The sequence below is a fragment of the Streptomyces cyaneofuscatus genome (assembly GCF_033109485.1).
Classification (GTDB): Bacteria; Actinomycetota; Actinomycetes; order Streptomycetales; family Streptomycetaceae; genus Streptomyces; species Streptomyces cyaneofuscatus.
In genome coordinates, this window is the sequence record NZ_CP137002.1 from 2,943,712 (window position 1) to 2,966,972 (window position 23,261).

Below are 23,261 nucleotides of genomic sequence, written 5' to 3' on the forward strand. Positions count from 1 at the left end.
GCGAACGGGGCCGTACAGGACCCCCCGGCCCGTACGACCCCGCTGCGTTTCCCCCGTGGCCGGCGCCTCCCCCGAAGCGACGGACCGTTTCCCCCGTGTTCCCCCCGGGCCCCCCTCGGACCCGTTTTCACTGCTCCCCCGTAGCCCTGCCTCCCCCGAAGCAGTGGCCGTTCCCCGTTCCCCCCCGATTCCCCCGTTCCCCCGTCCCCTCAGGCCACCAGCTCGCCGAAGGACTCCTGCTCGTCACGTCCGAAGCTGAGGACCTCGTCCTCGCGCAGCCGGCGGAGGGACCGCCAGATGCTCGACTTCACCGTGCCGACACTGATGTCGAGGATCGACGCGATCTCCGGGTCGGTGCGGCCCTCGTAGTACCGCAGGACCAGCATCGTGCGCTGGAGTTCGGGCAGCCGGGCGAGCGCCTGCCAGAGCACCGCCCGCAGCTCCGTGCCGCGCATCGCGTCCGTGTCGCCCACCGTCTCCGGGAGCTCCTCGGTCGGGTATTCGTTCAGCTTGCGCCGGCGCCAGGCGCTGATGTGCAGGTTGGTCATGGTGCGGCGCAGGTAGCCGCCGACCGCCGCCTTGTCGCTGATCCTGTCCCACGCCCGGTACGTCGAGAAGAGGGCGCTCTGGAGCAGGTCCTCGGCCTCGAACCGGTCGCCGGTCAGGTGGTAGGCGGTTGCGTACAGGGAGGCCCGCCGCTCCTGGACGTAGGCCGTGAACGCCGCTTCGGCGGCCTCGGTCTCCGTCCGCGCGGTGCGGTCCCCCGTGGGTGCGTCAACCACCGTCATGTACGCCGTACGCGGCTGCTCCGCGGCCGACTGCGACGGCAGATGCTGACGCCCGGTGCTCCGAACACACCCCCGCATGTTCATCACGTTCGTCGCACCGGACTTCTCCGTGGAGCGGCCGATGTCGTGGAGGCGCGTGACAACTGCGCTTGAGCTGGTGCTGTGCAGTGCGTTCATCTCGCGCCCCCTATCGGTGGAGTCCGTTCGTTCCCTGCTGACCAAGAGCTTGCCGGGGCAGTTTCATGGCGCTGTCCCCCGACTGTCACAGGCCTGTCACAGGGGCAGTTGCGGCCGTACCCCGACATCGGACCGGGCCACAGGTCGAACTGAAGCGCCACCATGGGCCAGAATGACGCTCGTGCCTTTCCTGTTGCTGATCGAGGACGACGACGCCATCCGCACGGCCCTCGAACTCTCGTTGTCACGCCAGGGCCACCGTGTGGCCACCGCGGCGACGGGAGAGGACGGCCTGGAGCTGCTGCGTGAGCAGCGCCCCGACCTGGTCGTGCTGGATGTGATGCTGCCCGGGATCGACGGTTTCGAGGTGTGCCGGCGCATCCGGCGCACCGACCAGCTGCCGATCATTCTGCTGACCGCGCGCAGCGACGACATCGACGTCGTGGTGGGACTGGAGTCCGGCGCGGACGACTATGTGGTCAAACCCGTCCAGGGCCGGGTGCTGGACGCCCGGATCCGGGCGGTGCTGCGCCGCGGTGAGCGCGAGTCGACCGACTCGGCGACCTTCGGCAACGTGGTCATCGACCGCTCCGCCATGACCGTCACCAAGGGCGGTGAGGACCTCCAGCTCACGCCGACCGAGCTGCGGCTCCTGCTGGAGCTGAGCCGTCGGCCCGGCCAGGCCCTCTCCCGCCAGCAGCTGCTGCGCCTGGTGTGGGAGCACGACTACCTGGGCGACTCACGGCTGGTGGACGCCTGTGTCCAGCGGCTGCGCGCCAAGGTGGAGGACGTACCGTCCTCGCCGACCCTGATCCGTACGGTGCGGGGCGTGGGCTACCGGCTGGACTCGCCTCAGTGACGGAGAGAGCCAAGCGGTCCCTGCGGGCGGGGCTGCGCTGGACCAGTCTGCGGCTGCGGCTCGTCGTGGTGTTCGCGCTGGTGGCGCTGACGGCCGCGGTCTCCGCCTCGGGGATCGCGTACTGGCTCAACCGCGAGGCCGTGCTGACCCGTACGCAGGACAGCGCGCTCGACGACTTCCGGCGGCAGATGCAGGAGACGGCGGCGGCGCTGCCGGTGCGGCCCACCTACAACGACCTCCAGCGGGCCGCCGAGCAGATGGCCTCCGGCGGTCCCGGCTACAACGTGCTGCTGGTGGACGAGCGCGAGCGCGGCAAGCCGATCACCGGCTTCTCCGACCTGGACGACTTCACCCTGGACTACGTGCCGGACTCGTTGCGGAAGCAGGTGGCCCGCAAGCAGCCGCTGAACTCGGACAACGAGCACGAGTACCACCTGTTCTGGCAGCGTACGAGCATCGCGGGCACCCCGTACCTCGTCGCCGGTACGCGGATCATCGGCGGCGGGCCGACCGGGTACATGCTCAAGTCCCTCGACCAGGAGCGGCAGGACCTCAACTCGCTGGCCTGGTCGCTGGGGATCGCCACCACGCTGGCGCTGATCGGTTCGGCGCTGCTGGCGCAGGCCGCCGCGACGACGGTGCTGCGGCCCGTGCAGCGGCTCGGTGACGCGGCCCGCAAGCTCGGGGAGGGCAAGCTCGACACCCGGCTCACCGTCTCCGGTACGGACGAACTCGCCGACCTCTCCCGTACGTTCAACCGGACCGCGAGCTCGCTGGAGAAGAAGGTCGCGGACATGAGCGCGCGGGAGGAGTCCAGCCGGCGGTTCGTCGCCGACATGTCGCACGAGCTGCGCACCCCGCTGACCGCGATCACGGCGGTGGCCGAGGTGCTGGAGGACGAGGCGGACAGCCTCGACCCGATGATCGCGCCCGCCGTGCACCTCGTGGTGAGCGAGACCCGGCGGCTGAACGACCTGGTGGAGAACCTGATGGAGGTGACCCGCTTCGACGCGGGCACCGCGCGCCTGGTCCTGGACGACGTGGACGTGGCCGACCAGGTCACCGCGTGCATCGACGCGCGGGCCTGGCTGGACGCGGTGGACCTGGACGCGGAGCGCGGCATGATGGTCCGCCTCGACCCGCGCCGCCTGGACGTGATCCTGGCCAACCTGATCGGCAACGCCCTCAAGCACGGGGGTTCGCCGGTGGGGGTCCGGGTGCGGACCGAGGGCGAGGAGCTGGTCATCGAGGTACGGGACCACGGTCCGGGCATCCCCGAGGAGGTGCTGCCGCACGTCTTCGACCGGTTCTACAAGGCCAGTGCCTCCCGGCCGCGTTCGGAGGGCAGCGGGCTCGGGCTCTCCATCGCCATGGAGAACGCGCACATCCACGGCGGTGACATCACGGCCGCCAACTCCCCCGACGGCGGGGCGGTCTTCGTCCTGCGGCTGCCGCGTGACGCCTCGGAGCTGACCGGCGGTGGGGCGGGCGGCGCCGGCGGGCGGGGCGACGACGACAGTGAGGACGGTGGGGCGTCATGACCGGTGCGTTCCGGCCTGAGCCGCGTGCCGCGCGGGCCTCGGGTGCCTCGCGTGCCCCGCGGCGGCGCGCCGCCGTCGCCGTGCTGGGCGCCGCCCTGGCGGCCGTCGCGCTGGCCTCGGGGTGCGGGATCCGGACGACGTCCGTGCCCGTGGACGCCGGGGCCGCGCCGTCCCGGGTGCCGTGCAAGCTGCCGTCGGCGGATGTCACGACCCGGTCCCCGGACAGCGTGGCGGCGCCGGTGTACCTGGTGTGCGCCTCACAGCTGGTGACCGTGGACCGGCCGGTGCCGGCGGACGCGTCCCGGTCCGGTGCGCTGGGGGCCGCCCGTGCCCTGCTGGACCAGGTGCGGCAGGCGCCGCCCGAGAGCGAGCGCCGGGCCGGGTTCTCCACGGCGGTCCCGGCGGAGCTGCGGGTGGAGCCCTCCCGCGCCGGCGACCCGGCGGGCACCCTGCGGCTGAGCAGCCAGCCCGAGGACCTGTCGGAGGAGGCGCTGGCCCAGCTGGTGTGCACGTACGCGGAGAACGAGGCACTGGTCACGAAGGGCTCGGTGGTCCTGGGCGGCCCCGGGGAGTACCCGCCGCGCGGCTATCTGTGCACCTCGCAGACCAAGGCGCGGCCGCAGGACGGGACCACGCCGGACGTCCTCGATCCGGACTGAGCACCCGGACTGAGCACCCGCCCGCCGCACGACCCCTCGCGAAGTGACGGAACCGATCCTGCCGCTCGTGGCGTCTTGGTGGGCGTGCGTCAAGGTTCGGACGGTCAGACCGTCATCCACTTCCGCGCGGCGGGGGTCACTCTCCTCCTCGCGCATCTGCTGCTCGTCGGGTGGCTGACGCTGCGCCCGCTGGACGTGCCCTGGATCACGGCCGCCAACTTCGAGCCGCTCGCCTCGATCAGGGCCGACCTCGCGCTCGGCCCGGTCGAGGCCGCCCGCCGCATCGGCGGGGCGCTGCTCCTGCTGGCCCCGCTCGGGGTGCTGCTGCCGATGGCCGGGGGCCGGATCTTCGTCTCGCCCTGGGTGTCGCTGCTGCGGACGGTGGTGGCCGGGGCGCTGATCTCGCTCGCCATCGAGCTGGGCCAGACCGGGGTGCCGGGCCAGGTGGTCGACATCGACTCGGTGCTGCTGAACACCGCCGGTGTGGTCCTGGCCCATCTGCTGGTCGTCCCGGTGTGCCGGGCGCGGCTGCGCCGCCGGGGAGTGCCGGGCGTACGGGACCTGCCCCGGTACCGGCAGGAGACCCGTCTCAGGGACGAGGCCCCTGGGGGTTCGACCCCGACGATTACCAGGGTCGGCATCGCCCCGTAGAGCGATGCTTTGTCCCCCTTCGCGGATGCACCATGGATACATCGGGAGCAGCACAGACCGGCTCCCGGCTTCCCGGTGGAGCAGGCCACGACCGGTCCGCTCCCGCCGCTACGTTCGCGAAGGAGCCCACCATGGCCGCACTGGTCCGCCCCACTGAAGGCCGCATGATCGGCGGTGTGTGCGCGGGGCTGGCACGGCGCTTCGGCACCTCGGCCTCCACGATGCGCGTCATCTTCGTCGTCTCGTGTCTGCTGCCCGGCCCGCAGTTCCTGATCTATCTGGCCCTGTGGGCGCTGCTGCCCTCGGAGAAGTCCTCCTCGTCCGCGACGGCCTGGTGACACGGCAGGCCACGGGGAGCGGTGCAGGCGTAGGCGTACGAACAGCACAGCTCAGCACAGCGCCGTGGGGCGCACATCCTGATCCAGGATGTGCGCCCCACGGTCGTTGCTGTGCGGGTGCGGATCAGCCGCCGAGCGGGATGCCGTTGGCGGTGAGGCCCTGGGTGGGCAGTCCGCCGAGCAGGCCGGTGACCGGGGCGGCGGCGTCGGTGGCGTCGCCGCCGAGGACCTTGCCGACGGTCTCCTGGACGGGGGCGTTCTGGGCCGCCGTGGTGACGCCCTCCAGCGCCATGGTGGAGACGGGCAGCGCCCCGGCCACGGTGTCGAGCGGCAGCGAGGGGGCGGCGGAGGCGCTCCCGGCGGCGGCAGCGGCGAAAGCGGCGCCGAGAGCGGCGACACCGAGAGTCTTGGCAGCGGTCTTCTTCATGAAGAATTCATCCTTGGGGAGGGGGATGTGAGCGGCTCTGCACGGTAGTCATCCCGCCGCCCCGTCCGCAAACATCCCGACACGCGAAAAACGGCCGGGAATTCGCTTCCCGGCCGTCTTCCCTCTCCCGAACGTCAGCTCGCGGCAGCGGCAGAACCGCTGGTCACAGCGGTCTGACGGAAAAGCCACTCGGACTTCAGCTCGGCATAACCGGGCTTGACGACCTCATTGATCATCGCCAGACGTTCGTCGAAAGGAATGAAAGCTGATTTCATCGCATTGACGGTGAACCACTGCATGTCGTCGAGCGTGTATCCGAATGCCTCGGTCAGCAGCTCGAATTCCCGGCTCATGCTCGTCCCGCTCATGAGGCGGTTGTCCGTGTTCACGGTGACGCGGAAATGCAGCTTCCGCAGCAGCCCGATCGGGTGCTCCGCGTACGAGGTGGCAGCGCCGGTCTGGAGGTTGGACGTCGGGCACATCTCCAGCGGGATGCGCTTGTCGCGTACGTAGGAGGCCAGGCGGCCGAGAGCGACCGAGCCGTCCTCCGCGACCTCGATGTCGTCGATGATCCGGACCCCGTGGCCGAGCCGGTCGGCGCCGCACCACTGGAGGGCCTGCCAGATCGACGGCAGGCCGAAGGCCTCGCCCGCGTGGATCGTGAAGTGGTTGTTCTCCCGCTTGAGGTACTCGAACGCGTCGAGGTGGCGGGTGGGAGGGAAGCCGGCCTCGGCGCCCGCGATGTCGAAGCCGACGACGCCCTGGTCGCGGTAGCTGTTGGCGAGCTCGGCGATCTCCAGCGCGCGGGCCGCGTGCCGCATCGCGGTGAGCAGGGCGCCGACGCGGATGCGGTGGCCGTTGGCGCGGGCGATGCGCTCGCCCTCGCGGAAGCCCGCGTTGACCGCCTCGACGACCTCTTCGAGGGTCAGGCCGCCCTCCAGGTGCTGCTCGGGGGCGTACCGGATCTCGGCGTAGACGACGCCGTCCTCGGCGAGGTCCTCGGCGCACTCCGCGGCCACCCGGAAGAGCGCGTCACGGGTCTGCATGACGGCGCAGGTGTGGGCGAAGGTCTCCAGATACCGGGGCAGCGAACCGGAGTCGGCGGCCTCGCGGAACCAGACGCCGAGCTTGTCGGCCTCGGTCTCGGGGAGGGAGTCGTAGCCCTGCGCGCGGGCCAGCTCGATGATCGTGCCCGGGCGCAGGCCGCCGTCGAGGTGGTCGTGGAGCAGCACCTTGGGGGCGCGCCGGATCTGGTCGGAATCAGGGACATTCAGGGTCTGGCTCGTCATCTGGGCACTCTAGCGCCTACGCGCGTAGAGCGCTGGGCGGCGCCTTCCGTCGATGCGTAACAGTGACCGGAAAGTCGGGTGGAGTACACCTGCTCTTCTGAGACTGTTCTGTCATGGCACAGCGCGCACTCCCCCTGCCTGCCGCCAGGCTGGGACGGGCCGTCACGACGGCCGGAGCACCCTACGAGGTCAGCGGCGTGGTCCTGCTGCTCCCGGACGGCGAGCCCGACTCACGGCGCCGCCCTTCCTCCCTTTCGTACGCGATACAGCTGCCGTTCGCCCGTGCGCTGGCGCGCGCCGGGGAGGGCGACGGTCTCGCGGTGCACGTCCTGCGCTACCGCCACCGCGGCTGGAACGACACGGACGCGCATCCGGCCGAGGACGCGGCCTGGGCGGCCGACGAGGTCCAGCGGCGGTACGGGGACGTGCCTGTCTGCCTGGTCGGCCACGGGATGGGCGGGCGGGCGGCGCTGCGGGCCGCCGGGCACGGGGCGGTCACCTCGGTCCTGGCGATGGCCCCCTGGCTGCCGGAGCACGCCACCGCCGAGCCGGAGCCGGTGAAGCAGCTGGTGGGGCGGCGGGTGCTGATCGTGCACGGCACCAACGACGAGCGTACGGACCCGGAGCTGTCGTACCGGCTGGCCGAGCGGGCGAAGAAGTCCAACCGGGACACCTGCCGCTTCGAGGTCCACTCGGACGGGCACGCGTTGCGCCAGCACCGCTCCGAAGTGGTCGCGCTGGCCGCCGACTTCGTCCGCGGCTCGCTCTTCGCCCGCTCCTACGCCCGCCCGGTCAAGGACGCACTGGCCGCACCGCCGCCGCTGGGGCTGCGGATGCCGCTGGCGGCCGGGTTCGGGCGGTCACTGCGGCACTGAGCGCCGCACGCCTCAGCCGTCAGGCCGTACGTACGCCGGCCAGTCGCCGCACCAGCAGTACCGAGGCCGTCCACGCCATCGCACATCCGGCGGCGGTCAGCAGCAGGACGAGCCAGAGGCGGTCCGTGGCGACGGCGGCGGTGACGGCGACGGCCACCGCGACGAAGGTCGCCGCCATCGGCACGAGGATCTGCGAGGTGCGGGCGGGCGGGGCGCCGATGGCGCGGCGGCGGTGCAGCCACCCCGATCCCCGCAGGAAGACGGCTCCGACGATCAGCAAGGCGAGTCCCACGGCCAGTTGGACGGTGGGGGCGTAGCCGGGCTTGGTGGTCGTGTCCTGGCGCAGCTCACCGAGGCCCACGGCCCACACCACATCGCGCCAGGAAGAGACCGTCACCTGGTTACCGGGCGCGAGCTTCTTCCACACGGGTCCGTCGCCCCGCATCCGTATGCGGAACGGCTGTTCCTCGGTGCCGGGGTCGAGCGTGATCCAGTAGGTGACGGCCTTCTTCTTCCGGCCGGTCTCGGTGGAGACGACGGTGGCGGGCCACGCGGAGAGGCAGTCGCCGTTCTCCACCGCCGAGCCGCCGATCTCCGCGCACGGCCGCGCGGCCCGGAAGTCCCGCGCCTCGGAGAGCGAGCCCGGCAGCAGCGCGAACAGGACGGCCGCGACCAGCATCAGCACCGACCCGACGATGGCGGCGAAGGTGACACCCATCAGGCTCGGGCGTCCGGACGGCGAGGAGGAGGAACGGTTCACCAGGCCATTCTCGCGTGCCGGTCACCTCTCCCCTCCTCCCAGGCCTCCGTACGTACCTCAGTCCGGCAGCAGGTTCCCCCGCCGCGAGAGCAGGAACCGCTTGAACGCCGCGACCGGCGGGGTGTCCGGGTGCCCGTCCAGCCAGGCGACCCCGATCTCCCGGACCGCGCGCGGGGCGGTGACCGTCAGCTCGACGACGCCGGGGCGGGCGACCGCGGGCGGCGGTAGCAGTGCCACCCCCAGCCCGGCGGCGACCAGGCCGCGCAGGGTTTCGGCCTCCTCGCCCTCGAAGGCGACGCGCGGGGTGAACCCGGCCTCCGCGCAGAGGTCGTCGGTGATGCGGCGGAGCCCGTAACCGGGTTCGAGGGTCACGAACGTCTCGTCGGCGGCCTCCGCGAGGCGGATGCGGCGGCGGGAGGCCAGGCGGTGATCGTCCGGGACCACCAGGCGCAGGCGTTGTTCGTCCAGGCGGCGGGTGACCAGGTCGGGGGCGTCGGGCACGGGTGAGGTGAGGCAGAGGTCGAGGCCGCCGGCGCGGAGGCGTTCGATCATGGCCTCGCCGTAGTTCTGGACGAGCTGGAACCGGACCTTCGGGTGGTCGGCCCGGAAGCCGCGGATCAGGGCGGGCACGGTCTCGGAGCCCATGGTGTGCAGGAAGCCGAAGGAGACCCGGCCCGTGGTGAGGTCGGCGTCCGCCCGGACCGCGTCGGCGGCCTTCTCCACCTCGGCCAGGGCGCGTTCGGCGGAGGTGAGGAAGGTGCGGCCCGCCGGGGTGAGCGAGACCGTACGGCCCTTGCGGGCGAACAGGGCGACGCCCAGGTCCGCTTCGAGCCGGACCATGGCCCGCGAGAGCGTGGACTGCGGGACGCCGAGCTCGTGTGCGGCGCGGGTCACATGCTCGTGGCGGGCGACCGCCTCGAAGTACGCGAGACGGGGCGCGAGGACGGCCCGGATGTCTTCTTCGTAACTGCTCGGTGACAGCCGAGGCTGTGAGCTGCGTTGATGCGCCATGGGATCGATTATGGCGGTTTCGTGCATTGGACGCATGAAACCTGGCGCTCTACGTTCGTCGTATGCCTCCCGCCGATACCGGGGCATCCACCGTCGTCGTGGATGCCTCTGCCCCGTCGTCCCCCGTCATCACCTCCCGCGCCGCAGCGCCGGCCTCTGCCGAGCGCCTGGAGCCCGGCCGCCCCGGCTACCGGAAGATGAGCTTCGCGCTCTTCGCCGCGGGTGTCGCGGCCTTCGCCCTCCTCTACTCCACCCAGGCCCTGCTGCCCGCGATCTCCGCCTCGTACGGCGTGAGCGCCGGCCAGGCCAGCTGGACGGTCTCCGCGGCGACCGGCGCCCTGGCGCTGTGTGTGCTGCCGCTGAGCGCGCTGTCGGAGCGGTTCGGGCGGCGGCAGATGATGACGGCCTCGCTGACGGTCGCGGTCCTGGTCGGGATGCTCGTGCCGTTCGCCCCCTCGATCGGCTGGCTGATCGCGCTGCGGGCCGTCCAGGGCGCGGCGCTCGCCGGGCTCCCGGCCTCCGCGATGGCGTATCTCGCGGAGGAGGTCCGGCCCAAGGCGCTGGTCGCGGCGATCGGACTGTTCGTCGCGGGGAACAGCATCGGCGGTATGAGCGGCCGCATCCTCACCGGCTGGGTCGCGCAGGCCTGGGGCTGGCGCGCGGCGCTCGCGGCGGTCGGGCTGCTGGCGGTGGCGTGCGCCGTCGCCTTCCACTTCCTGATCCCCAAGGCCCGTAACTTCACCCCCGGCACGCTCAACCCGAAGGCACTGGCCAAGACCGTCGCCACGCACCTGGGCAACCCGCTGCTGGTGCGGCTGTACGCGATCGGCGCGCTGTTCATGACCGTGTTCGGCGCGGTCTACACGGTGATCGGCTTCCGGCTGGTCGAGGAGCCGTTCTCGCTGCCGCAGGGCATCGTCGGGTCGATCTTCCTGGTCTACCTGGTCGGTACGGTCTCCTCCGCCGCCGCCGGGCGTCTGGTGGCCCGCCTCGGCCGCCGGGGCGCGCTCTACCTCGCGGTCTCCACGACGGCGGCCGGGCTGCTGCTCTCGCTGTCCCAGTCGCTGGCCGCCGTGCTGCTGGGGCTGGTGCTGATCACGGCCGGGTTCTTCGCCGGGCACGCGGTCGCCTCGTCCTCGGTGAGCCGGACCGCCACGACGGGCCGGGCGCAGGCGTCGGCGCTCTACCAGTCGGCGTACTACCTGGGCTCCAGCGCGGGCGGCACGCTGGGCGCGGTCGCCTTCCACGCGGGCGGCTGGGCGGCGACGGTGGCGCTGGGGCTGCTCGCGGTCCTCGGCGTCGTCTCCATCACCCTGTACGGGACCCGGGTGGCGCGGGCCGAGCGGCGGGCGCTGGTGCCTGCCGCCCGGTGACCTCCCGGGCGTCGTTCCGGAGGCCGTAATTCCGCCTATGCCGGAACGCGACGCAACCGAGACCTGCCCCGTGCAACCACCCCTCCCCTTCGCGCGTCTACCAGGCGTAACCACAAAACCACTGTGGGCGAAGGGGAGTTGGGGCACATGGGAGTAATGGGATACGTATCCGGAGGGCGACTGCGACGCGGGGTCGCGCTCTCCGTGGCCGGTCTGGTGGCGGCACCCGCCCTGGTCCTGGGCACCGGCACCGCGGCTCAGGCGGCCTCCTGCTCCACCTCCACCGGGCCGTACCAGAAGCAGGTCGAGAAGTTCCTGAAGCGGCCCGTGGACGGCAAGCAGTCGGCGGCCGACTGCAAGGCGATCCAGAAGTTCCAGAAGGCCCACGGGATCACCCCGACCATCGGGTACGCGGGGCCGCTGACCTGGCGCACGATGAACACGATGAACGCCCAGAAGGCGGCCGGGAAGAACCCGAACAAGGCCGGGAAGTGTCCGACCAACAAGGGGCGCATCGCCTGTGTCGACCTGACCCGGCAGCTGAGCTGGATCCAGGACGGCAAGAAGCTGAAGTACGGCCCGGTGCCGGTGCGGACCGGGCGGGACGGCGCGGAGACCCGGACCGGCGCGAAGAAGATCTACTGGCGCAACATCAAGCACTGGTCGACGATCTACAAGGTGTGGATGCCGCACGCGCAGTTCTTCGACGGCGGCCAGGCGTTCCACTCGGTCACCAAGTCCATGCACAACCCGCCGGGCTCCGGCGGCTGCGTCAACATGCGCCCCGCCGACGCGAAGGCATACTGGAAACTGCTGAAGAACGGCGACGACGTGTACGTCTACGGGCGCAAGCCCGGGACCTGATCGACGCGGGCCGTAGGCCTCTTTCCACCCCTGTTGTCAGTGCCCTGCGGTAGCTTCCGACGTACCGGGTGACGGAGGCCGCGGCGCGGCCGCGCGACAGGGGTGGAGCGATGAGCGATCTGACCACGAGGACGGCCGCGGGGGCGGGGGCCGGAGGAGCCGGTGACGGCAGTGTCGACGCCCGCCTCGAAGGCCACCGGACCGAGCTCACCGGGTACTGCTACCGGATGCTCGGCTCCGCGTTCGAGGCCGAGGACGCGGTGCAGGACACCCTCGTGCGGGCCTGGCGCAACTTCGACAAGTTCGAGGGCCGCTCCTCGCTGCGCTCCTGGCTCTACCGGATCGCCACCAACGTCTGCCTGGACATGCTGAGCGCGGGCAACAAGCGGGCCCGGCCGGTCGATCTGACGGGCCCGACCCCGCTCGCCCAGGCCGCGCTCAGCCCCCGGCCGGAGAACGTGTGGCTGGAGCCGATGCCGGACGGCCGCATCCTGCCCACCGTCGAGGATCCGGCGGAGGCCGCCGTGGCGCGGGAGTCGGTGCGCCTGGCGTTCGTCGCCGCCCTCCAGCACCTGCCGCCCAAGCAGCGGGCCGTGCTGATCCTGCGCGAGGTGCTCGCCTGGAAGGCCGCCGAGGTCGCCGAGCTGCTGGAGACCTCCGTCGCCTCGGTCAACAGCGCCCTCCAGCGGGCCCGCGCCACCCTGACCGAGCACGAGGGCCGGGTCCCGGACGCGGCGGACCCGCTCGACGAGGAGCAGCAGAAGCTCCTGGAGCGCTATGTGAAGGCGTTCGAGGGGTACGACATGGCTGCTCTGACCGCCCTGCTCCACGAGGACGCGGTGATGACGATGCCGCCGTTCGACCTGTGGCTCCAGGGCACCTCGGACATCACGGGCTTCATGACGACCATCGGCGCGGCGTGCGCGGGCTCCCGGCTGGTGCCGGTCTCCGCCAACGGCTCGCCGGGCTTCGCGCACTACAAGCCCGATCCGGAGGGCGGCGGCTTCGTGCCGTGGGCGGTGCAGGTCATCGACGTCCGAGACGGGGCGGTCTCGGGGATGCACTGCTTCCTGGACGTGGAGCGGTGGTTCCCGCTGTTCGGCCTGCCCGAGCGGCTTCCGGCGGCGACTCCCGAGGGCTGACCGGCCCCGGTCGGTCACGGCCCCGGCACCCGCTCCTCCGGCCCCTCCAGGGCGACCACGTCCGCCAGCCCCACCAGGTCCAGCAGCTCCTGGAGTTCGGGCGCCACCCGGCGCAGCCGTAGCTGCCGTCCGGCCCGGCGGGCGACCAGGGCCAGCCGGGCCACCGCCTCCACCAGGGCCAGGTCCGGCCGCTCCACGCCGCCCACGTCGCACTCCACCGGCCCGGCGCCGCGTGGGTCGTTCAGCAGGGTCTCCAGCTCCGCGCAGAGGGCCGGTACGGCGTCACGGGTGACGCGTCCGGTGACGGTGAGGACGTTCGGATTCATGGCTGCCACAACGGGAGGACCGGTCCGGTGACCGAAACTCATCGGGCCGGGAGCAGAATTCCGGCCGGAGAGACCCAACTCACAACTCGTACACATCTCTTGCGAACCTCTTCACGATTTTCTCCCTCTAAGTTGAGTGAACGGTTCAGAGGAACCGCCTCATTCTCCAGGGGGAGAGTTGCACAGACACGTGAAGAGGGCGGGGGTCCCGGCGGTCGCCGTGGCCGCCGCCGTCGCACTCGCCGCAGGCATGACCACGCCCGCCGCCGCCCAGCCGTTCGCGCCCGGAGCCGTGGCCAAGGCGGCCGCCGACTCCACGGGCAAGGTCTCGCACCAGCTGACGCTGATCACCGGCGACCGGGTGTCGGTGGACGCCAAGGGCCGGGTCGTGGGCTTCCAGCCCGCCGAGGGACGCGCCGGCATCCCGGTGCACAAGCAGATACGTGACGGGCGCACGCTCGTCATACCCGGCGACGCCCAGCGGCTCATCGCCTCGGGCAAGCTCGACCGGCGGCTGTTCGACATCACCGAGCTGAACCGGCCGGAGAACCGCCGGGCCCAGAAGAAGGACCTGCGGCTCATCGTCAGCTACCGGGGCGCGCAGAGCGCCCAGGCGAAGGCGGAGGTCCGGGACGCGGGCTCGACCCGGATCGGCCGGAGCCTGACGTCGCTGAACGCGCAGTCGGTCGCGACGCCGAAGGCGGACGCCCCGGACCTGTGGGATGCGCTCACCAGCGAGCAGGCGGACGGTGCCCAGCGCACCACCGCGGCCGGTGTCGACCGGGTCTGGCTGGACGGCAGGCGCAAGGTGGCCCTGGACCGCAGCGTGGCCCAGATCGGGGCGCCGACCGCCTGGAAGGCCGGTTACACCGGCAAGGGCGTCAAGATCGCGGTCCTGGACACCGGCGTGGACGGGACCCACGTCGATCTCAAGGGCAAGATCGTCGCGGCGAAGAACTTCACCAAGTCGCCCGACCTCAAGGACCGCATCGGTCACGGCACCCACGTCGCCTCGACCGCCGCGGGCTCCGGCGCCAAGTCCGGAGGCAAGTTCAAGGGCGTGGCCCCGGACGCCAAGCTCCTGGCGGGCAAGGTTCTCGGCGACGACGGGTACGGCGACGACTCCGGCATCCTGGCCGGGATGGAGTGGGCGGTCGCCCAGGGCGCCGACGTCGTCAACCTGAGCCTCGGCGGCATGGACACCCCCGAAGTGGACGCGCTGGAAGCCGCGGTCAACAAGCTCTCGGCCACCAAGGGCGTCCTGTTCGCCATCGCGGCGGGCAACGAGGGCAGCGGCGCGGGCACGGTCGGCTCCCCGGGCAGCGCGGAGGCCGCGCTGACCGTCGGCGCGGTCGACGTGAACGACAAGCTGGCGAGCTTCTCCAGCCGTGGCCCGCGCGCGGGCGACAACGGCGTCAAGCCCGATGTCACGGCCCCCGGTGTCGCCATCACGGCGGCCTCGGCCCCGGGCTCGGAAATCGCCCTGGAGGTCGGCGAGAACCCGCCCGGCTACCTCACGATCGACGGTACGTCGATGGCCACCCCGCACGTCGCGGGCGCCGCGGCCCTGCTCAAGCAGCAGCACCCGGAGTGGACGTACAAGCAGCTGAAGAGCGTGCTGGCGTCCTCCACAAAGCCGGGCGCGTACACGCCGTTCCAGCAGGGCACGGGCCGGATCGCGGTGGACCGGGCGCTCACCCAGACCGTGGTGAGCGAGCAGGTCTCGGTCAACCTCGGTGTGCAGCAGTGGCCGCACACCGACGACGTCCCGGTCTCCAAGCAGGTGACCTACCGCAACTTCGGCACCACGGACGTCACGTTGGACCTGACGGTCGCCGGCACCGGCCCGAAGGGCAAGCCCGCCCCGGCCGGCTTCTTCACCCTCGGCGCCCCGCAGGTCACCGTGCCCGCGGGCGGCACCGCCGCGGTGGCGCTGACGGCCGACACCCGGCTCGGCGGCGCGGAGGTCGGCGCGTACTCCGCGTACGTCGTGGCCACCGGCGACGGCCAGAGCGTCCGCACCGCGGCCGTGGTCGACCGCGAGCGCGAGTCGTACGACGTCACGCTGAAGGGCATCAGCCGTACGGGCAAGGTCCCGACCGCGGCGAACGCCGAGCTGAGCGGCCTGGGCGCGAGCGCCGACGGCGCCTCGTACTCCTCCTCGGCCTTCAAGAACGGCGTGGCCAAGGTGCGGGTGCCCAAGGGCACCTTCGTGCTGAACGGCGCCATCATCACTGACCCGAAGAAGAAGTGGGACGTCGACTGGCTCGTCCAGCCGAAGCTGAGCGTCACGAAGAACACGACGATCACGCTGGACGCGCGGAAGACCAAGCCGGCCGCCATCACCCTGCCGGTGAAGGGGACCAAGCTCCGCGGCATCCAGACCGAGTACACGCTCGCGACCGAGCAGTACGAGACCACCTACGGCTGGGCGGTCGGCTCGAAGGGGACGCTCCGCACCGCGCACATCGGTCCGAAGATCACCGACGGCTCGCTCACCCAGCGGTGGGCCGGCAGCTGGAACAAGGGCGCGACGGGCGACTACAACATCGCGTTCGGCGGCAAGGTCACGCAGTTCGCGACGGGCGTCAGCCGTAAGTACAAGGCCAGTCAGTTCGCCACGGTGAAGCTCACCATGGGCGTCGGCGCGGTCAAGAAGAAGACCGGCGAGGTCGCCCCCATCGCCGAGCTGCCGGGCGGGTACGGGATGTACGGTGCGCCCGCCTACCAGGCTCTGCCCGGCGTCCGTACGGTCCGGGTCGCCACCAGCGACAAGGCCCGCTGGTCCCTGATGTTCGCCCAGATCGGCGGCAAGGACAAGGAGGGCTACCTCAACTACGAGGCGGGCTACTCCCTCGGGGACCCCGCCACCTACAAGGGCGGCAAGTCCTACACGAAGACCGTGAACACCGGGGTCTTCGGCCCGCGGCTGACCGGGTACGACGGCGTCTACCGCGAAGGCAACGAGATCGCCGGCTTCGTCCCGCTGCTGGCGGACGGCAAGGGCAACGACGGCGCGCCGGTGTTCTCCTCGGTCACCACCGTGCTCCACCGCAACGGCAAGAAGTACGCCCAGACCAAGGACCCGCTCCAGGGCTGGGACTACTTCACGGTCCCGGCGGGCAGCGCCGACTACAAGCTCAGCTCGTCGGTGAAGCACACGGCGAAGATCGGCGCCCTCTCCACCCGGGTGGACGTCAGCTTCACCTTCCGCTCCAAGAAGGCGGCCGCGAAGCTCCCGGCCTCCACGGTCCGCTTCACCCCCGCCCTGAGCACCGACGGCCGCGCCAAGGCGGGCAAGACCGTCTCCGTGCCGGTGAAGGTGCAGGGTTCGGCCGCCGGGAAAAACCTCAAGTCGCTTGCGACATACGTCAGTTACAACGGCGGCAAGACCTGGAAGAAGGTCACCGTGAAGAAGGGCAAGATCACGGTGAAGAACCCGGCGAAGAACAAGGCCATCTCCTTCGCCGCCAACATCACCGACAAGAAGGGCAACAAGTCCACGGTGCGGATCTACAACGCGTACCTGGGCAAGTGACGAGCTACGCCCCGTAGCTCACCCTCGCACAACGGCGGCCCGCCGCACGGAACTTCCTCCGTGCGGCGGGCCGCCCGCGTGTCCCCGGGGGGTGCTGTGCCTCAGCTCACCGGGAAGACGCCGGTGTCCAGGTCGAGTCCGAAGGGTTCGGGAAGGCTGATCTTCCCGCCGTACTCGACCGTCTCCAGCACCCGGTACGTGCCGCCTTCCGGCTCCCCGTAGAGCGTCGCGGTCGGGCGGCCGGAGTGCCAGGGGTCGAGGAGCAGGAACAGCTCCACTCCGGCCTTGGCGTAGCCGTTGACCTTGCTGACGCGGTCGTGGTTGGCGTTGGCGCGGGAGGTGATCTCGACGACGAGGCGGGCTTCCTCGGCGGGGACGGTGTTCCCCGGCCCGGAGGCGGTGGCACGCTCCACGACGACGAGATCGGGGATGTAGATCCCACCCCGCCCCGGCAGAGAGAGACCGAGGGTCTGGTAGATCTCCCAGTCCTCCGGAATGACGGTGTAGAGCCTGCGCTGGAGCAGAGCAGCGGTGGTGTTGTGATCCTTGGACGGTGGCGGCGACACGGTGACGATCTCCTCGATGATCTCCACCTTGCAGCCCTCAGGTGCGTCCGTCTCCTCCCAGATCCGGACAGTGTCGTCCCAGTCCTGGCCTTGCCCCTGGCCCGGCACGGGATCGACGGTGAGTGCGCTCATGGCGGTCTCCTCTATCGGTACGTCACCGAGTCCAGCATGCCGAACGGGACCGGCGGCAGTCCACCGGTCCCGTTCACCCGTACGAGGAAACCGCAGGTCAGGCGATACGTTCCCGCACCACCGGGAGCGGTGCGAAGGACGTGCCGGCCGGGGCGATGTCGTACGCGTCGGGCAGGGCCTTGAGCGCGTAGTCGAACTTCTCCGGGGTGTCCGTGTGCAGCGTCATCAGGGGCTGGCCCTCGGTGACGGTGTCGCCGGGCTTGGCGTGGAGTTCGACGCCCGCGCCCGCCTGCACCGGGTCCTCCTTGCGGGCGCGGCCGGCGCCGAGGCGCCAGGCGGCCACGCCGACGTCGTACGCGTCCAGGCGGGTCAGGACGCCGGAGGAGCGGGCCGTCACCACGTGCTGTTCGCGGGCCGTGGGGAGCGTGGCGTCCGGGTCGCCGCCCTGGGCGGAGATCATGCGGCGCCAGACGTCCATCGCGGAGCCGTCGGCGAGCGCCTTCTCGGGGTCGGCGTCCTTGAGGCCCGCCGCGTCCAGCATCTCGCGGGCAAGGGCGAGGGTGAGGTCGATGACGTCCTGGGGGCCGCCGCCTGCGAGGACCTCGACGGACTCCCGTACCTCCAGCGCGTTGCCCGCGGTGAGGCCGAGCGGGGTGGACATGTCGGTGAGCAGGGCGACCGTGCGGACGCCGCTGTCGGTGCCGAGCGCGACCATGGTGGAGGCCAGCTCGCGGGCGTCCTCGATGGTCTTCATGAAGGCGCCGGAGCCGACCTTGACGTCCAGGACGAGCGCCCCGGTGCCCTCGGCGATCTTCTTGGACATGATCGAGCTGGCGATGAGCGGGATCGCCTCGACGGTGCCGGTGACATCGCGCAGCGCGTACAGCTTCTTGTCGGCGGGGGCGAGGCCGTCACCTGCCGCGCAGATGACCGCGCCGGTGGTGTCCAGGACGTTGAGCATCTCCTCGTTGGAGATGTGGGCCCGCCAGCCGGGGATGGACTCCAGCTTGTCCAGGGTGCCGCCCGTGTGGCCGAGGCCCCGGCCGCTGAGCTGCGGCACGGCGGCGCCGCACGCGGCGACCAGCGGGGCGAGCGGCAGGGTGATCTTGTCGCCGACGCCGCCGGTGGAGTGCTTGTCGGTGGTGGGGCGGGAGAGCGCGGCGAAGTCCATCCGCTCGCCGGAGGCGATCATCGCGGCGGTCCAGCGGGCGATCTCGGTGCGGTTCATGCCGTTGAGCAGGATCGCCATGGCGAGGGCGGACATCTGCTCGTCGGCGACCTCGCCGCGGGTGTACGCGTCGATGACCCAGTCGATCTGCTCGGGGGTCAGCTCGCCTCGGTCCCGCTTGGTGCGGATGACGGAGATGGCGTCCATGGGAGTCCTTCCGGCCGGTGCGTACGCAGGAGTTCGATGGCGACTCTACGCGCATAGAGAGATGGAGAGGGGGAATGGCGGTGGCCCTTCCGGGAGGGAAGGGCCACCAGGGTTTCAGATCAGCCGAGGTGCTGCGGGCCGAACGACTGCGGCAGCATCTCGTCCAGCGTGCGGCGCCCGTCGGGCGTCTCCAGGAGGAGTTCGGGGCCGCCGAACTCGTACAGGAGCTGCCGGCACCTGCCGCACGGCACCAGGACCGACCCGGTGCCGTCCACGCAGGTGAAGTGGGTCAGCCGGCCGCCGCCGGTCGCCTGGAGGGTGGAGACCAGGCCGCACTCGGCGCAGAGCGAGAGGCCGTAGGAGGCGTTCTCGACGTTGCAGCCGGTGATCGTGCGGCCGTCGTCCACCCGGGCGGCGACCCCGACCGGGAAGCCCGAGTAGGGGGCGTACGCCCGGGACATCGCGTCCCGGGCCGCCTCCCGCAGGGTCCCCCAGTCGGACTCACCGAAGACGACGGCGGTGGGGCCTTCGGCGGGGCTCTCGGAGGCGGGCGAGGTCACTTGCCCTCGCCCTTCCGGTAGGGCACGCCGTCCGCCTTCGGCATGCGTAGGCGCTGCGCGGAGAGCGAGAGGACCAGCAGCGTCGTGACGTACGGGGCCGCGTCGACGAACTGGCTCGGCACCTGGTCGGTCAACAGGTACCAGGTGAACAGGAGCGCCGAGACGGCCGCCGAGATCACCGCGGCGACGTACTTCTTCTTGTAGAGCTGCCAGAACACCGCGATGACCAGCAGGATCGCCAGCAGGAGCAGCATCGCGTGGACGTTCTCGGCGCCGCCGCGCAGCTTGAGGCTGTCGGTGAAGCCGAAGAGCCCGGCGCCCAGCGCCATGCCGCCCGGCATCCAGTTGCCGAAGATCATGGCGGCGAGGCCGATGTAGCCGCGGCCGCCGGTCTGGCCCTCCTGGTAGATACCGGTGGCGACGATCGCGAGGAACGCACCGCCGAGGCCGGCGAGACCACCGGAGATGGTGACGGCGATGTACTTGTACTTGTACACGTTGACGCCGAGCGTCTCGGCGGCCACCGGCGACTCACCGCAGGAGCGCAGCCGCAGCCCGAACGAGGTGCGCCACAGGATCCACCAGGTCGCCGGGATCAGCAGCAGCGCGAGCAGGGTCAGCAGGGAGAGGCCGGTGACCAGGCCGCCGATGATGCCCGCGATGTCGGAGATCAGGAACCAGTGGTGCTGCTGGAGGTCCTGCATCCAGTCCGAGAGCCCCGGAATGGTGATCTTGTCGATCGGGTCGATGCGCGGGGACTGCTTGGAGGAGCCGCCCTGCACACCGTCGAAGGCGAAGTTGGAGAGGTAGCGGGTGACGCCGACGGCGAGGATGTTGATCGCCACACCGGAGACGATGTGGTTCACGCCGAAGGTGACGGTGATGACCGCGTGGAGCAGGCCGCCGAGGCAGCCGCCGAGGATGCCGAAGAGGACACCCATCCACGGACCCCACTGGAATCCGGCCCAGGCACCGAACCAGGTGCCGAGGATCATCATGCCTTCGAGGCCGATGTTGACGACGCCCGCGCGCTCGGCCCACAGGCCGCCGAGTCCGGCGAGGCCGATCGGGACGGCGAGTTCGAGCGCGCCGGCGACCTGGCCGACCGAGGTGATGTCGTCGGCGCCGCTGATCAGGCGGACGAGCGAGACGAGGGCGAGGCCGCCCGCGATGATGAGCAGGACGACGGGCAGGGTGAGCTTGCGGCGGCCGCCCTTCTTGGGGGCGTGGCGCGCGGCAGTGACTTTGCTGGTGCTCACAGGGCCGCCTCCTTCTCGGTCTTGATGGCGTGGCCGGCGGCGAGCTCCTCGCCCACCTTCTGCTGCTGGCGGCGGACGCCGTAGCGGCGGACGAGCTCGTAGGAGACGACGACCGAGATCACGATCAGGCCCTGCATGATCGTGGCGATCTCCTTCTCGTACCCGAACTGGTCGAGCGAGGCCGACGACTTGTCGAGGAAGGCGATCAGCAGGGCGCTGAAGGCGATGCCGAGCGGGTTGTTGCGGCCCAGCAGCGCGATGGTGATACCGGTGAAGCCGATCCCGGTCGGGAAGTCGAGGCTGTAGGTGTGGGTGTCGCCGAGCAGCGTCGGCATGCCCGCGAGGCCCGCCACCGCGCCGGAGATCAGCATCGAGGTGAGGATCATCTTCTTGGCGTCCACACCGGAGGCCTGGGCGGCGCTCTCGCTGGCGCCCGTGGCGCGCAGGTCGAAGCCGAACCGGGTGCGGTTGAGGGCGAACCAGTAGAGCAGGCCGCAGCCCGCGGCGACGAAGGTGAAGCCGTAGATCTCCCCGCCGTCGCCCATCGGCAGACCCGGGAACCAGCCGGTCTCCGCGATCTCGCCGGTGGTGAGGTTGTTGGAGCCCGCGGGCTGCTCACCGAAGTTCTTCGGCAGGATCAGCCAGGCGACCAGCGCGGTGGCGATCGAGTTGAGCATGATCGTGGAGACGACCTCGCTCACCCCGCGGGTGGTCTTGAGGAAGCCCGCGATACCGGCCCAGAAGGCACCCACGAGCATCGCGACGATCACGATCAGCGCGATGTGCAGCGGGCCCGGCAGGCTGACGCTGGCACCGACCAGCGCGGCCATCATGGCGGCGAGGCGGTACTGCCCGTCGACGCCGATGTTGAAGAGGTTCATGCGGAAGCCGACGGCGACCGCGAGGGCGGCGAGGTAGTACGTACCCGCCTGGTTGATGATCAGGACCTGGACGTCGACGTAGCTCGCCGAGTCGAACATGATCCGGTACGGCTCGAACGGGTTACGGCCGGAGGCCAGCAGCACAACGGTCGTCAGCGCGAGGGCCACGACCAGGGCGAGCACCGGGCCGGCGAGGCCCAGGATCAGCCGGTCCTTGTCGAATTTCTTCATCGGGCCTCGTCCTCCGAGCCTTCGAGGTGACCGGTGGCGGCGCCGGTCATGGCCGAGCCCAGTTCCTCCGGGGTGATGGTGGCCGGGTCGGCGTCGGCGACCAGCCGGCCGCGGTACATGACGCGCAGGGTGTCGGAGAGCCCGATCAGCTCGTCCAGGTCCGCCGAGATCAGCAGGACGGCCAGTCCTTCGCGGCGGGCCTCGCGGATCTGGTCCCAGATCTGCGCCTGCGCGCCTACGTCCACGCCACGCGTGGGGTGGGCGGCGATCAGGAGCTTGGGGGCGTGGCTCATCTCGCGGCCGACGATCAGCTTCTGCTGGTTGCCGCCGGAGAGGGAGGCCGCGGTGACCTCGATGCCGGGGGTGCGCACGTCGTACTCGCGCACGATCCGCTCGGTGTCGGCCCGGGCCGCCTTGTTGTCCAGCAGCCAGCCGCGGCTGTTGGGCTTCTCGGTGACGTGGCCGAGGATGCGGTTCTCCCAGAGCGGGGCGTCCAGCAGGACGCCGTGGCGGTGCCGGTCCTCGGGGATGTAGCCGATGCCGGCCTCGCGCCGCTTGCGGGTGGGGGCGTGCGAGATGTCGTCGGTGTCGAGCGTGATCACCCCGCCGTCCGGGTCGCGCATCCCGATCAGGGCCTCGATCAGCTCGGTCTGCCCGTTGCCCTCGACGCCCGCGATCCCGAGGACCTCGCCCTTGTGGATGGTGAAGCCGACGCCCGCGAGGACGTCGCGGACGGTGCCGTCGGGGTCGGTGACCGTGAGCGCCAGGTCCTGGACGCGCAGCATGGGCACGTCGGTGACGGTGGACTCGCGGGTCTCCGGCGAGGGCAGCTCGCTGCCGACCATCAGCTCGGCGAGCTGCTTGGTCGTGGTGGTGGCCGGGTCGGCGGTGCCCACCGTCGTACCGCGGCGGATCACCGTGATGTCGTCGGCGACCGAGAGCACCTCGCCCAGCTTGTGCGAGATGAAGATGACGGTCAGGCCCTCGGCCTTGAGCTCGCGCAGGTTGGCGAAGAGGGCGTCGACCTCCTGCGGCACGAGGACCGCGGTCGGCTCGTCCAGGATCAGGATGCGGGCGCCCCGGTAGAGGACCTTGAGGATCTCCACGCGCTGCCGGTCGGCGACCCCGAGGTCCTCGACGAGCGCGTCGGGGCGGATGCCGAGACCGTACGCGTCGGAGATCTCCTTGATCTTCCTGCGGGCACCGGCACCGATGCCGTGCAGCTTCTCGCCGCCGAGGACCACGTTCTCCAGGACGGTGAAGTTGTCGGCGAGCATGAAGTGCTGGTGCACCATGCCGATGCCGCGCTCGATGGCGTCGCCCGGGTTGGAGAAGGAGACCTGCTCACCGTTGATGGCGATGGTGCCCTCGTCCGGCCTCTGCATGCCGTAGAGGATCTTCATCAGGGTGGACTTGCCGGCACCGTTCTCGCCGACGAGGGCGTGCACGGTGCCCTTGCCGATCGTGATGTCGATGTCGTGGTTGGCGACGACGCCGGGGAAGCGCTTGGTGATGCCGTGCAGTTCCACGGCGGGGGGGCTGCTGGACGCGTTGATGACGCACTCTCCTTGGCCGGACAGGAGCGGGGGCGGAGGGGCTGAGGGGGCTCGGGTGAGCGGGGTGAAGTTATCGCGCCGGA

General features: G+C 71.1%; 22 protein-coding genes. 10 read left to right on the forward strand and 12 right to left on the reverse strand.

Annotated features, from left to right (window positions below):
• Window positions 1–209: 209 nt before the first annotated feature.
• Window positions 210–965 carry a SigE family RNA polymerase sigma factor gene (locus R2B67_RS12455; RefSeq protein WP_018510422.1) on the reverse strand — a complete coding sequence of 252 codons (756 nt, stop codon included), beginning with the start codon at window positions 963–965 and terminating at the stop codon, window positions 210–212.
• Between the two features lie 181 nt (window positions 966–1,146).
• Here R2B67_RS12455 and afsQ1 point away from each other — a divergent pair, with 181 nt between their 5' ends.
• From afsQ1 to R2B67_RS12480, 5 genes are all read left to right on the forward strand, one after another.
• Complete coding sequence (gene afsQ1, locus R2B67_RS12460) at window positions 1,147–1,824, forward strand: two-component system response regulator AfsQ1 (RefSeq protein ID WP_078533099.1); 678 nt, start codon at window positions 1,147–1,149, stop codon at window positions 1,822–1,824.
• The gene (locus R2B67_RS12465) at window positions 1,821–3,365 is read left to right on the forward strand and encodes an ATP-binding protein (RefSeq protein ID WP_317817901.1); all 1,545 of its coding nucleotides are present in this window, start codon (window positions 1,821–1,823) and stop codon (window positions 3,363–3,365) included. The genes afsQ1 and R2B67_RS12465 overlap by 4 nt, the downstream gene beginning before the upstream one ends.
• The gene (locus R2B67_RS12470; protein ID WP_317817902.1) at window positions 3,362–4,024 is read left to right on the forward strand and encodes a hypothetical protein; all 663 of its coding nucleotides are present in this window, start codon (window positions 3,362–3,364) and stop codon (window positions 4,022–4,024) included. The genes R2B67_RS12465 and R2B67_RS12470 overlap by 4 nt, the downstream gene beginning before the upstream one ends.
• 84 nt (window positions 4,025–4,108) lie before the next feature.
• Window positions 4,109–4,675 (forward strand): VanZ family protein, encoded by a 567-nt coding sequence (locus tag R2B67_RS12475; RefSeq protein WP_317824833.1) that lies wholly within the window; start codon window positions 4,109–4,111, stop codon window positions 4,673–4,675.
• 131 nt (window positions 4,676–4,806) lie between these two features.
• Window positions 4,807–5,013, forward strand: a complete 207-nt coding sequence (locus tag R2B67_RS12480) for a PspC domain-containing protein (protein ID WP_018510427.1) — start codon at window positions 4,807–4,809, stop codon at window positions 5,011–5,013.
• Window positions 5,014–5,137: 124 nt separating this feature from the next.
• Here R2B67_RS12480 and R2B67_RS12485 read toward each other — a convergent pair whose 3' ends face one another.
• Window positions 5,138–5,440 (reverse strand): hypothetical protein, encoded by a 303-nt coding sequence (locus R2B67_RS12485; RefSeq protein WP_018510428.1) that lies wholly within the window; start codon window positions 5,438–5,440, stop codon window positions 5,138–5,140.
• Window positions 5,441–5,574: 134 nt separating this feature from the next.
• On the reverse strand, window positions 5,575–6,729 hold the full coding sequence (locus R2B67_RS12490; RefSeq protein WP_109979270.1) for an adenosine deaminase: 1,155 nt from the start codon (window positions 6,727–6,729) through the stop codon (window positions 5,575–5,577).
• A 113-nt stretch (window positions 6,730–6,842) separates the two neighbouring features.
• Between R2B67_RS12490 and R2B67_RS12495 the strand changes: the two genes are divergently transcribed.
• Window positions 6,843–7,604, forward strand: a complete 762-nt coding sequence (locus R2B67_RS12495) for a dienelactone hydrolase family protein (protein ID WP_237327611.1) — start codon at window positions 6,843–6,845, stop codon at window positions 7,602–7,604.
• A gap of 19 nt (window positions 7,605–7,623) precedes the next feature.
• Here the strand turns inward: R2B67_RS12495 and R2B67_RS12500 are convergent, their stop codons facing one another.
• Together R2B67_RS12500 and R2B67_RS12505 are read right to left on the reverse strand one after the other, a co-directional pair.
• The gene (locus R2B67_RS12500; protein ID WP_317817905.1) at window positions 7,624–8,364 is read right to left on the reverse strand and encodes a hypothetical protein; all 741 of its coding nucleotides are present in this window, start codon (window positions 8,362–8,364) and stop codon (window positions 7,624–7,626) included.
• Between the two features lie 57 nt (window positions 8,365–8,421).
• Complete coding sequence (locus tag R2B67_RS12505) at window positions 8,422–9,375, reverse strand: LysR family transcriptional regulator (protein ID WP_018510432.1); 954 nt, start codon at window positions 9,373–9,375, stop codon at window positions 8,422–8,424.
• 62 nt (window positions 9,376–9,437) lie between these two features.
• Between R2B67_RS12505 and R2B67_RS12510 the strand changes: the two genes are divergently transcribed.
• From R2B67_RS12510 to R2B67_RS12520, 3 genes are all read left to right on the forward strand, one after another.
• On the forward strand, window positions 9,438–10,748 hold the full coding sequence (locus R2B67_RS12510) for an MFS transporter (RefSeq protein WP_317817907.1): 1,311 nt from the start codon (window positions 9,438–9,440) through the stop codon (window positions 10,746–10,748).
• Between the two features lie 147 nt (window positions 10,749–10,895).
• The gene (locus R2B67_RS12515) at window positions 10,896–11,612 is read left to right on the forward strand and encodes a L,D-transpeptidase family protein (RefSeq protein ID WP_317817909.1); all 717 of its coding nucleotides are present in this window, start codon (window positions 10,896–10,898) and stop codon (window positions 11,610–11,612) included.
• A 110-nt stretch (window positions 11,613–11,722) separates the two neighbouring features.
• Window positions 11,723–12,754, forward strand: a complete 1,032-nt coding sequence (locus tag R2B67_RS12520) for a sigma-70 family RNA polymerase sigma factor (RefSeq protein WP_317817911.1) — start codon at window positions 11,723–11,725, stop codon at window positions 12,752–12,754.
• A gap of 14 nt (window positions 12,755–12,768) precedes the next feature.
• On the opposite strand, the gene R2B67_RS12525 is transcribed toward R2B67_RS12520, so the two are convergent.
• Window positions 12,769–13,122, reverse strand: a complete 354-nt coding sequence (locus R2B67_RS12525) for an STAS domain-containing protein (RefSeq protein WP_381074683.1) — start codon at window positions 13,120–13,122, stop codon at window positions 12,769–12,771.
• A gap of 148 nt (window positions 13,123–13,270) precedes the next feature.
• Between R2B67_RS12525 and R2B67_RS12530 the strand changes: the two genes are divergently transcribed.
• Window positions 13,271–16,618, forward strand: coding sequence for a S8 family peptidase (locus R2B67_RS12530; RefSeq protein ID WP_317817914.1), 3,348 nt, complete (start codon window positions 13,271–13,273; stop codon window positions 16,616–16,618).
• A 101-nt stretch (window positions 16,619–16,719) separates the two neighbouring features.
• Here R2B67_RS12530 and R2B67_RS12535 read toward each other — a convergent pair whose 3' ends face one another.
• The 6 genes from R2B67_RS12535 to R2B67_RS12560 all read right to left on the reverse strand — a co-directional run bounded on the left by R2B67_RS12535 (window position 16,720) and on the right by R2B67_RS12560 (window position 23,202).
• Window positions 16,720–17,316, reverse strand: coding sequence for a Uma2 family endonuclease (locus R2B67_RS12535; RefSeq protein WP_317817916.1), 597 nt, complete (start codon window positions 17,314–17,316; stop codon window positions 16,720–16,722).
• 97 nt (window positions 17,317–17,413) lie between these two features.
• A complete protein-coding gene (locus R2B67_RS12540) occupies window positions 17,414–18,691 on the reverse strand; it encodes a thymidine phosphorylase (RefSeq protein WP_030561608.1) in 1,278 nt (425 codons plus the stop codon).
• Window positions 18,692–18,810: 119 nt separating this feature from the next.
• Window positions 18,811–19,251: a cytidine deaminase gene (locus R2B67_RS12545; RefSeq protein WP_317817920.1), complete on the reverse strand. Its 441-nt coding sequence runs from the start codon at window positions 19,249–19,251 to the stop codon at window positions 18,811–18,813.
• Window positions 19,248–20,510 carry an ABC transporter permease gene (locus tag R2B67_RS12550; RefSeq protein WP_237327604.1) on the reverse strand — a complete coding sequence of 421 codons (1,263 nt, stop codon included), beginning with the start codon at window positions 20,508–20,510 and terminating at the stop codon, window positions 19,248–19,250. Before R2B67_RS12550 ends, R2B67_RS12545 begins: the two co-directional genes overlap by 4 nt.
• On the reverse strand, window positions 20,507–21,622 hold the full coding sequence (locus tag R2B67_RS12555; RefSeq protein ID WP_018510442.1) for an ABC transporter permease: 1,116 nt from the start codon (window positions 21,620–21,622) through the stop codon (window positions 20,507–20,509). Before R2B67_RS12555 ends, R2B67_RS12550 begins: the two co-directional genes overlap by 4 nt.
• A complete protein-coding gene (locus tag R2B67_RS12560; protein WP_381075312.1) occupies window positions 21,619–23,202 on the reverse strand; it encodes an ABC transporter ATP-binding protein in 1,584 nt (527 codons plus the stop codon). The genes R2B67_RS12555 and R2B67_RS12560 overlap by 4 nt, the downstream gene beginning before the upstream one ends.
• Between the last annotated feature and the right edge of the window lie 59 nt (window positions 23,203–23,261).

Coding starts and splice junctions, on each gene's coding strand:
- R2B67_RS12455 (WP_018510422.1), bottom strand. CDS start 965: ATGAACGCACTGCACAGCACCAGCTCAAGCGCAGTTGTCACGCGCCTC.
- R2B67_RS12525 (WP_381074683.1), bottom strand. CDS start 13,122: ATGAGTTTCGGTCACCGGACCGGTCCTCCCGTTGTGGCAGCCATGAAT.
- R2B67_RS12515 (WP_317817909.1), top strand. CDS start 10,896: ATGGGAGTAATGGGATACGTATCCGGAGGGCGACTGCGACGCGGGGTC.
- R2B67_RS12510 (WP_317817907.1), top strand. CDS start 9,438: ATGCCTCCCGCCGATACCGGGGCATCCACCGTCGTCGTGGATGCCTCT.
- R2B67_RS12470 (WP_317817902.1), top strand. CDS start 3,362: ATGACCGGTGCGTTCCGGCCTGAGCCGCGTGCCGCGCGGGCCTCGGGT.
- R2B67_RS12505 (WP_018510432.1), bottom strand. CDS start 9,375: ATGGCGCATCAACGCAGCTCACAGCCTCGGCTGTCACCGAGCAGTTAC.
- R2B67_RS12535 (WP_317817916.1), bottom strand. CDS start 17,316: ATGAGCGCACTCACCGTCGATCCCGTGCCGGGCCAGGGGCAAGGCCAG.
- R2B67_RS12490 (WP_109979270.1), bottom strand. CDS start 6,729: ATGACGAGCCAGACCCTGAATGTCCCTGATTCCGACCAGATCCGGCGC.
- R2B67_RS12485 (WP_018510428.1), bottom strand. CDS start 5,440: ATGAAGAAGACCGCTGCCAAGACTCTCGGTGTCGCCGCTCTCGGCGCC.
- R2B67_RS12555 (WP_018510442.1), bottom strand. CDS start 21,622: ATGAAGAAATTCGACAAGGACCGGCTGATCCTGGGCCTCGCCGGCCCG.
- R2B67_RS12540 (WP_030561608.1), bottom strand. CDS start 18,691: ATGGACGCCATCTCCGTCATCCGCACCAAGCGGGACCGAGGCGAGCTG.
- R2B67_RS12480 (WP_018510427.1), top strand. CDS start 4,807: ATGGCCGCACTGGTCCGCCCCACTGAAGGCCGCATGATCGGCGGTGTG.
- R2B67_RS12520 (WP_317817911.1), top strand. CDS start 11,723: ATGAGCGATCTGACCACGAGGACGGCCGCGGGGGCGGGGGCCGGAGGA.
- R2B67_RS12495 (WP_237327611.1), top strand. CDS start 6,843: ATGGCACAGCGCGCACTCCCCCTGCCTGCCGCCAGGCTGGGACGGGCC.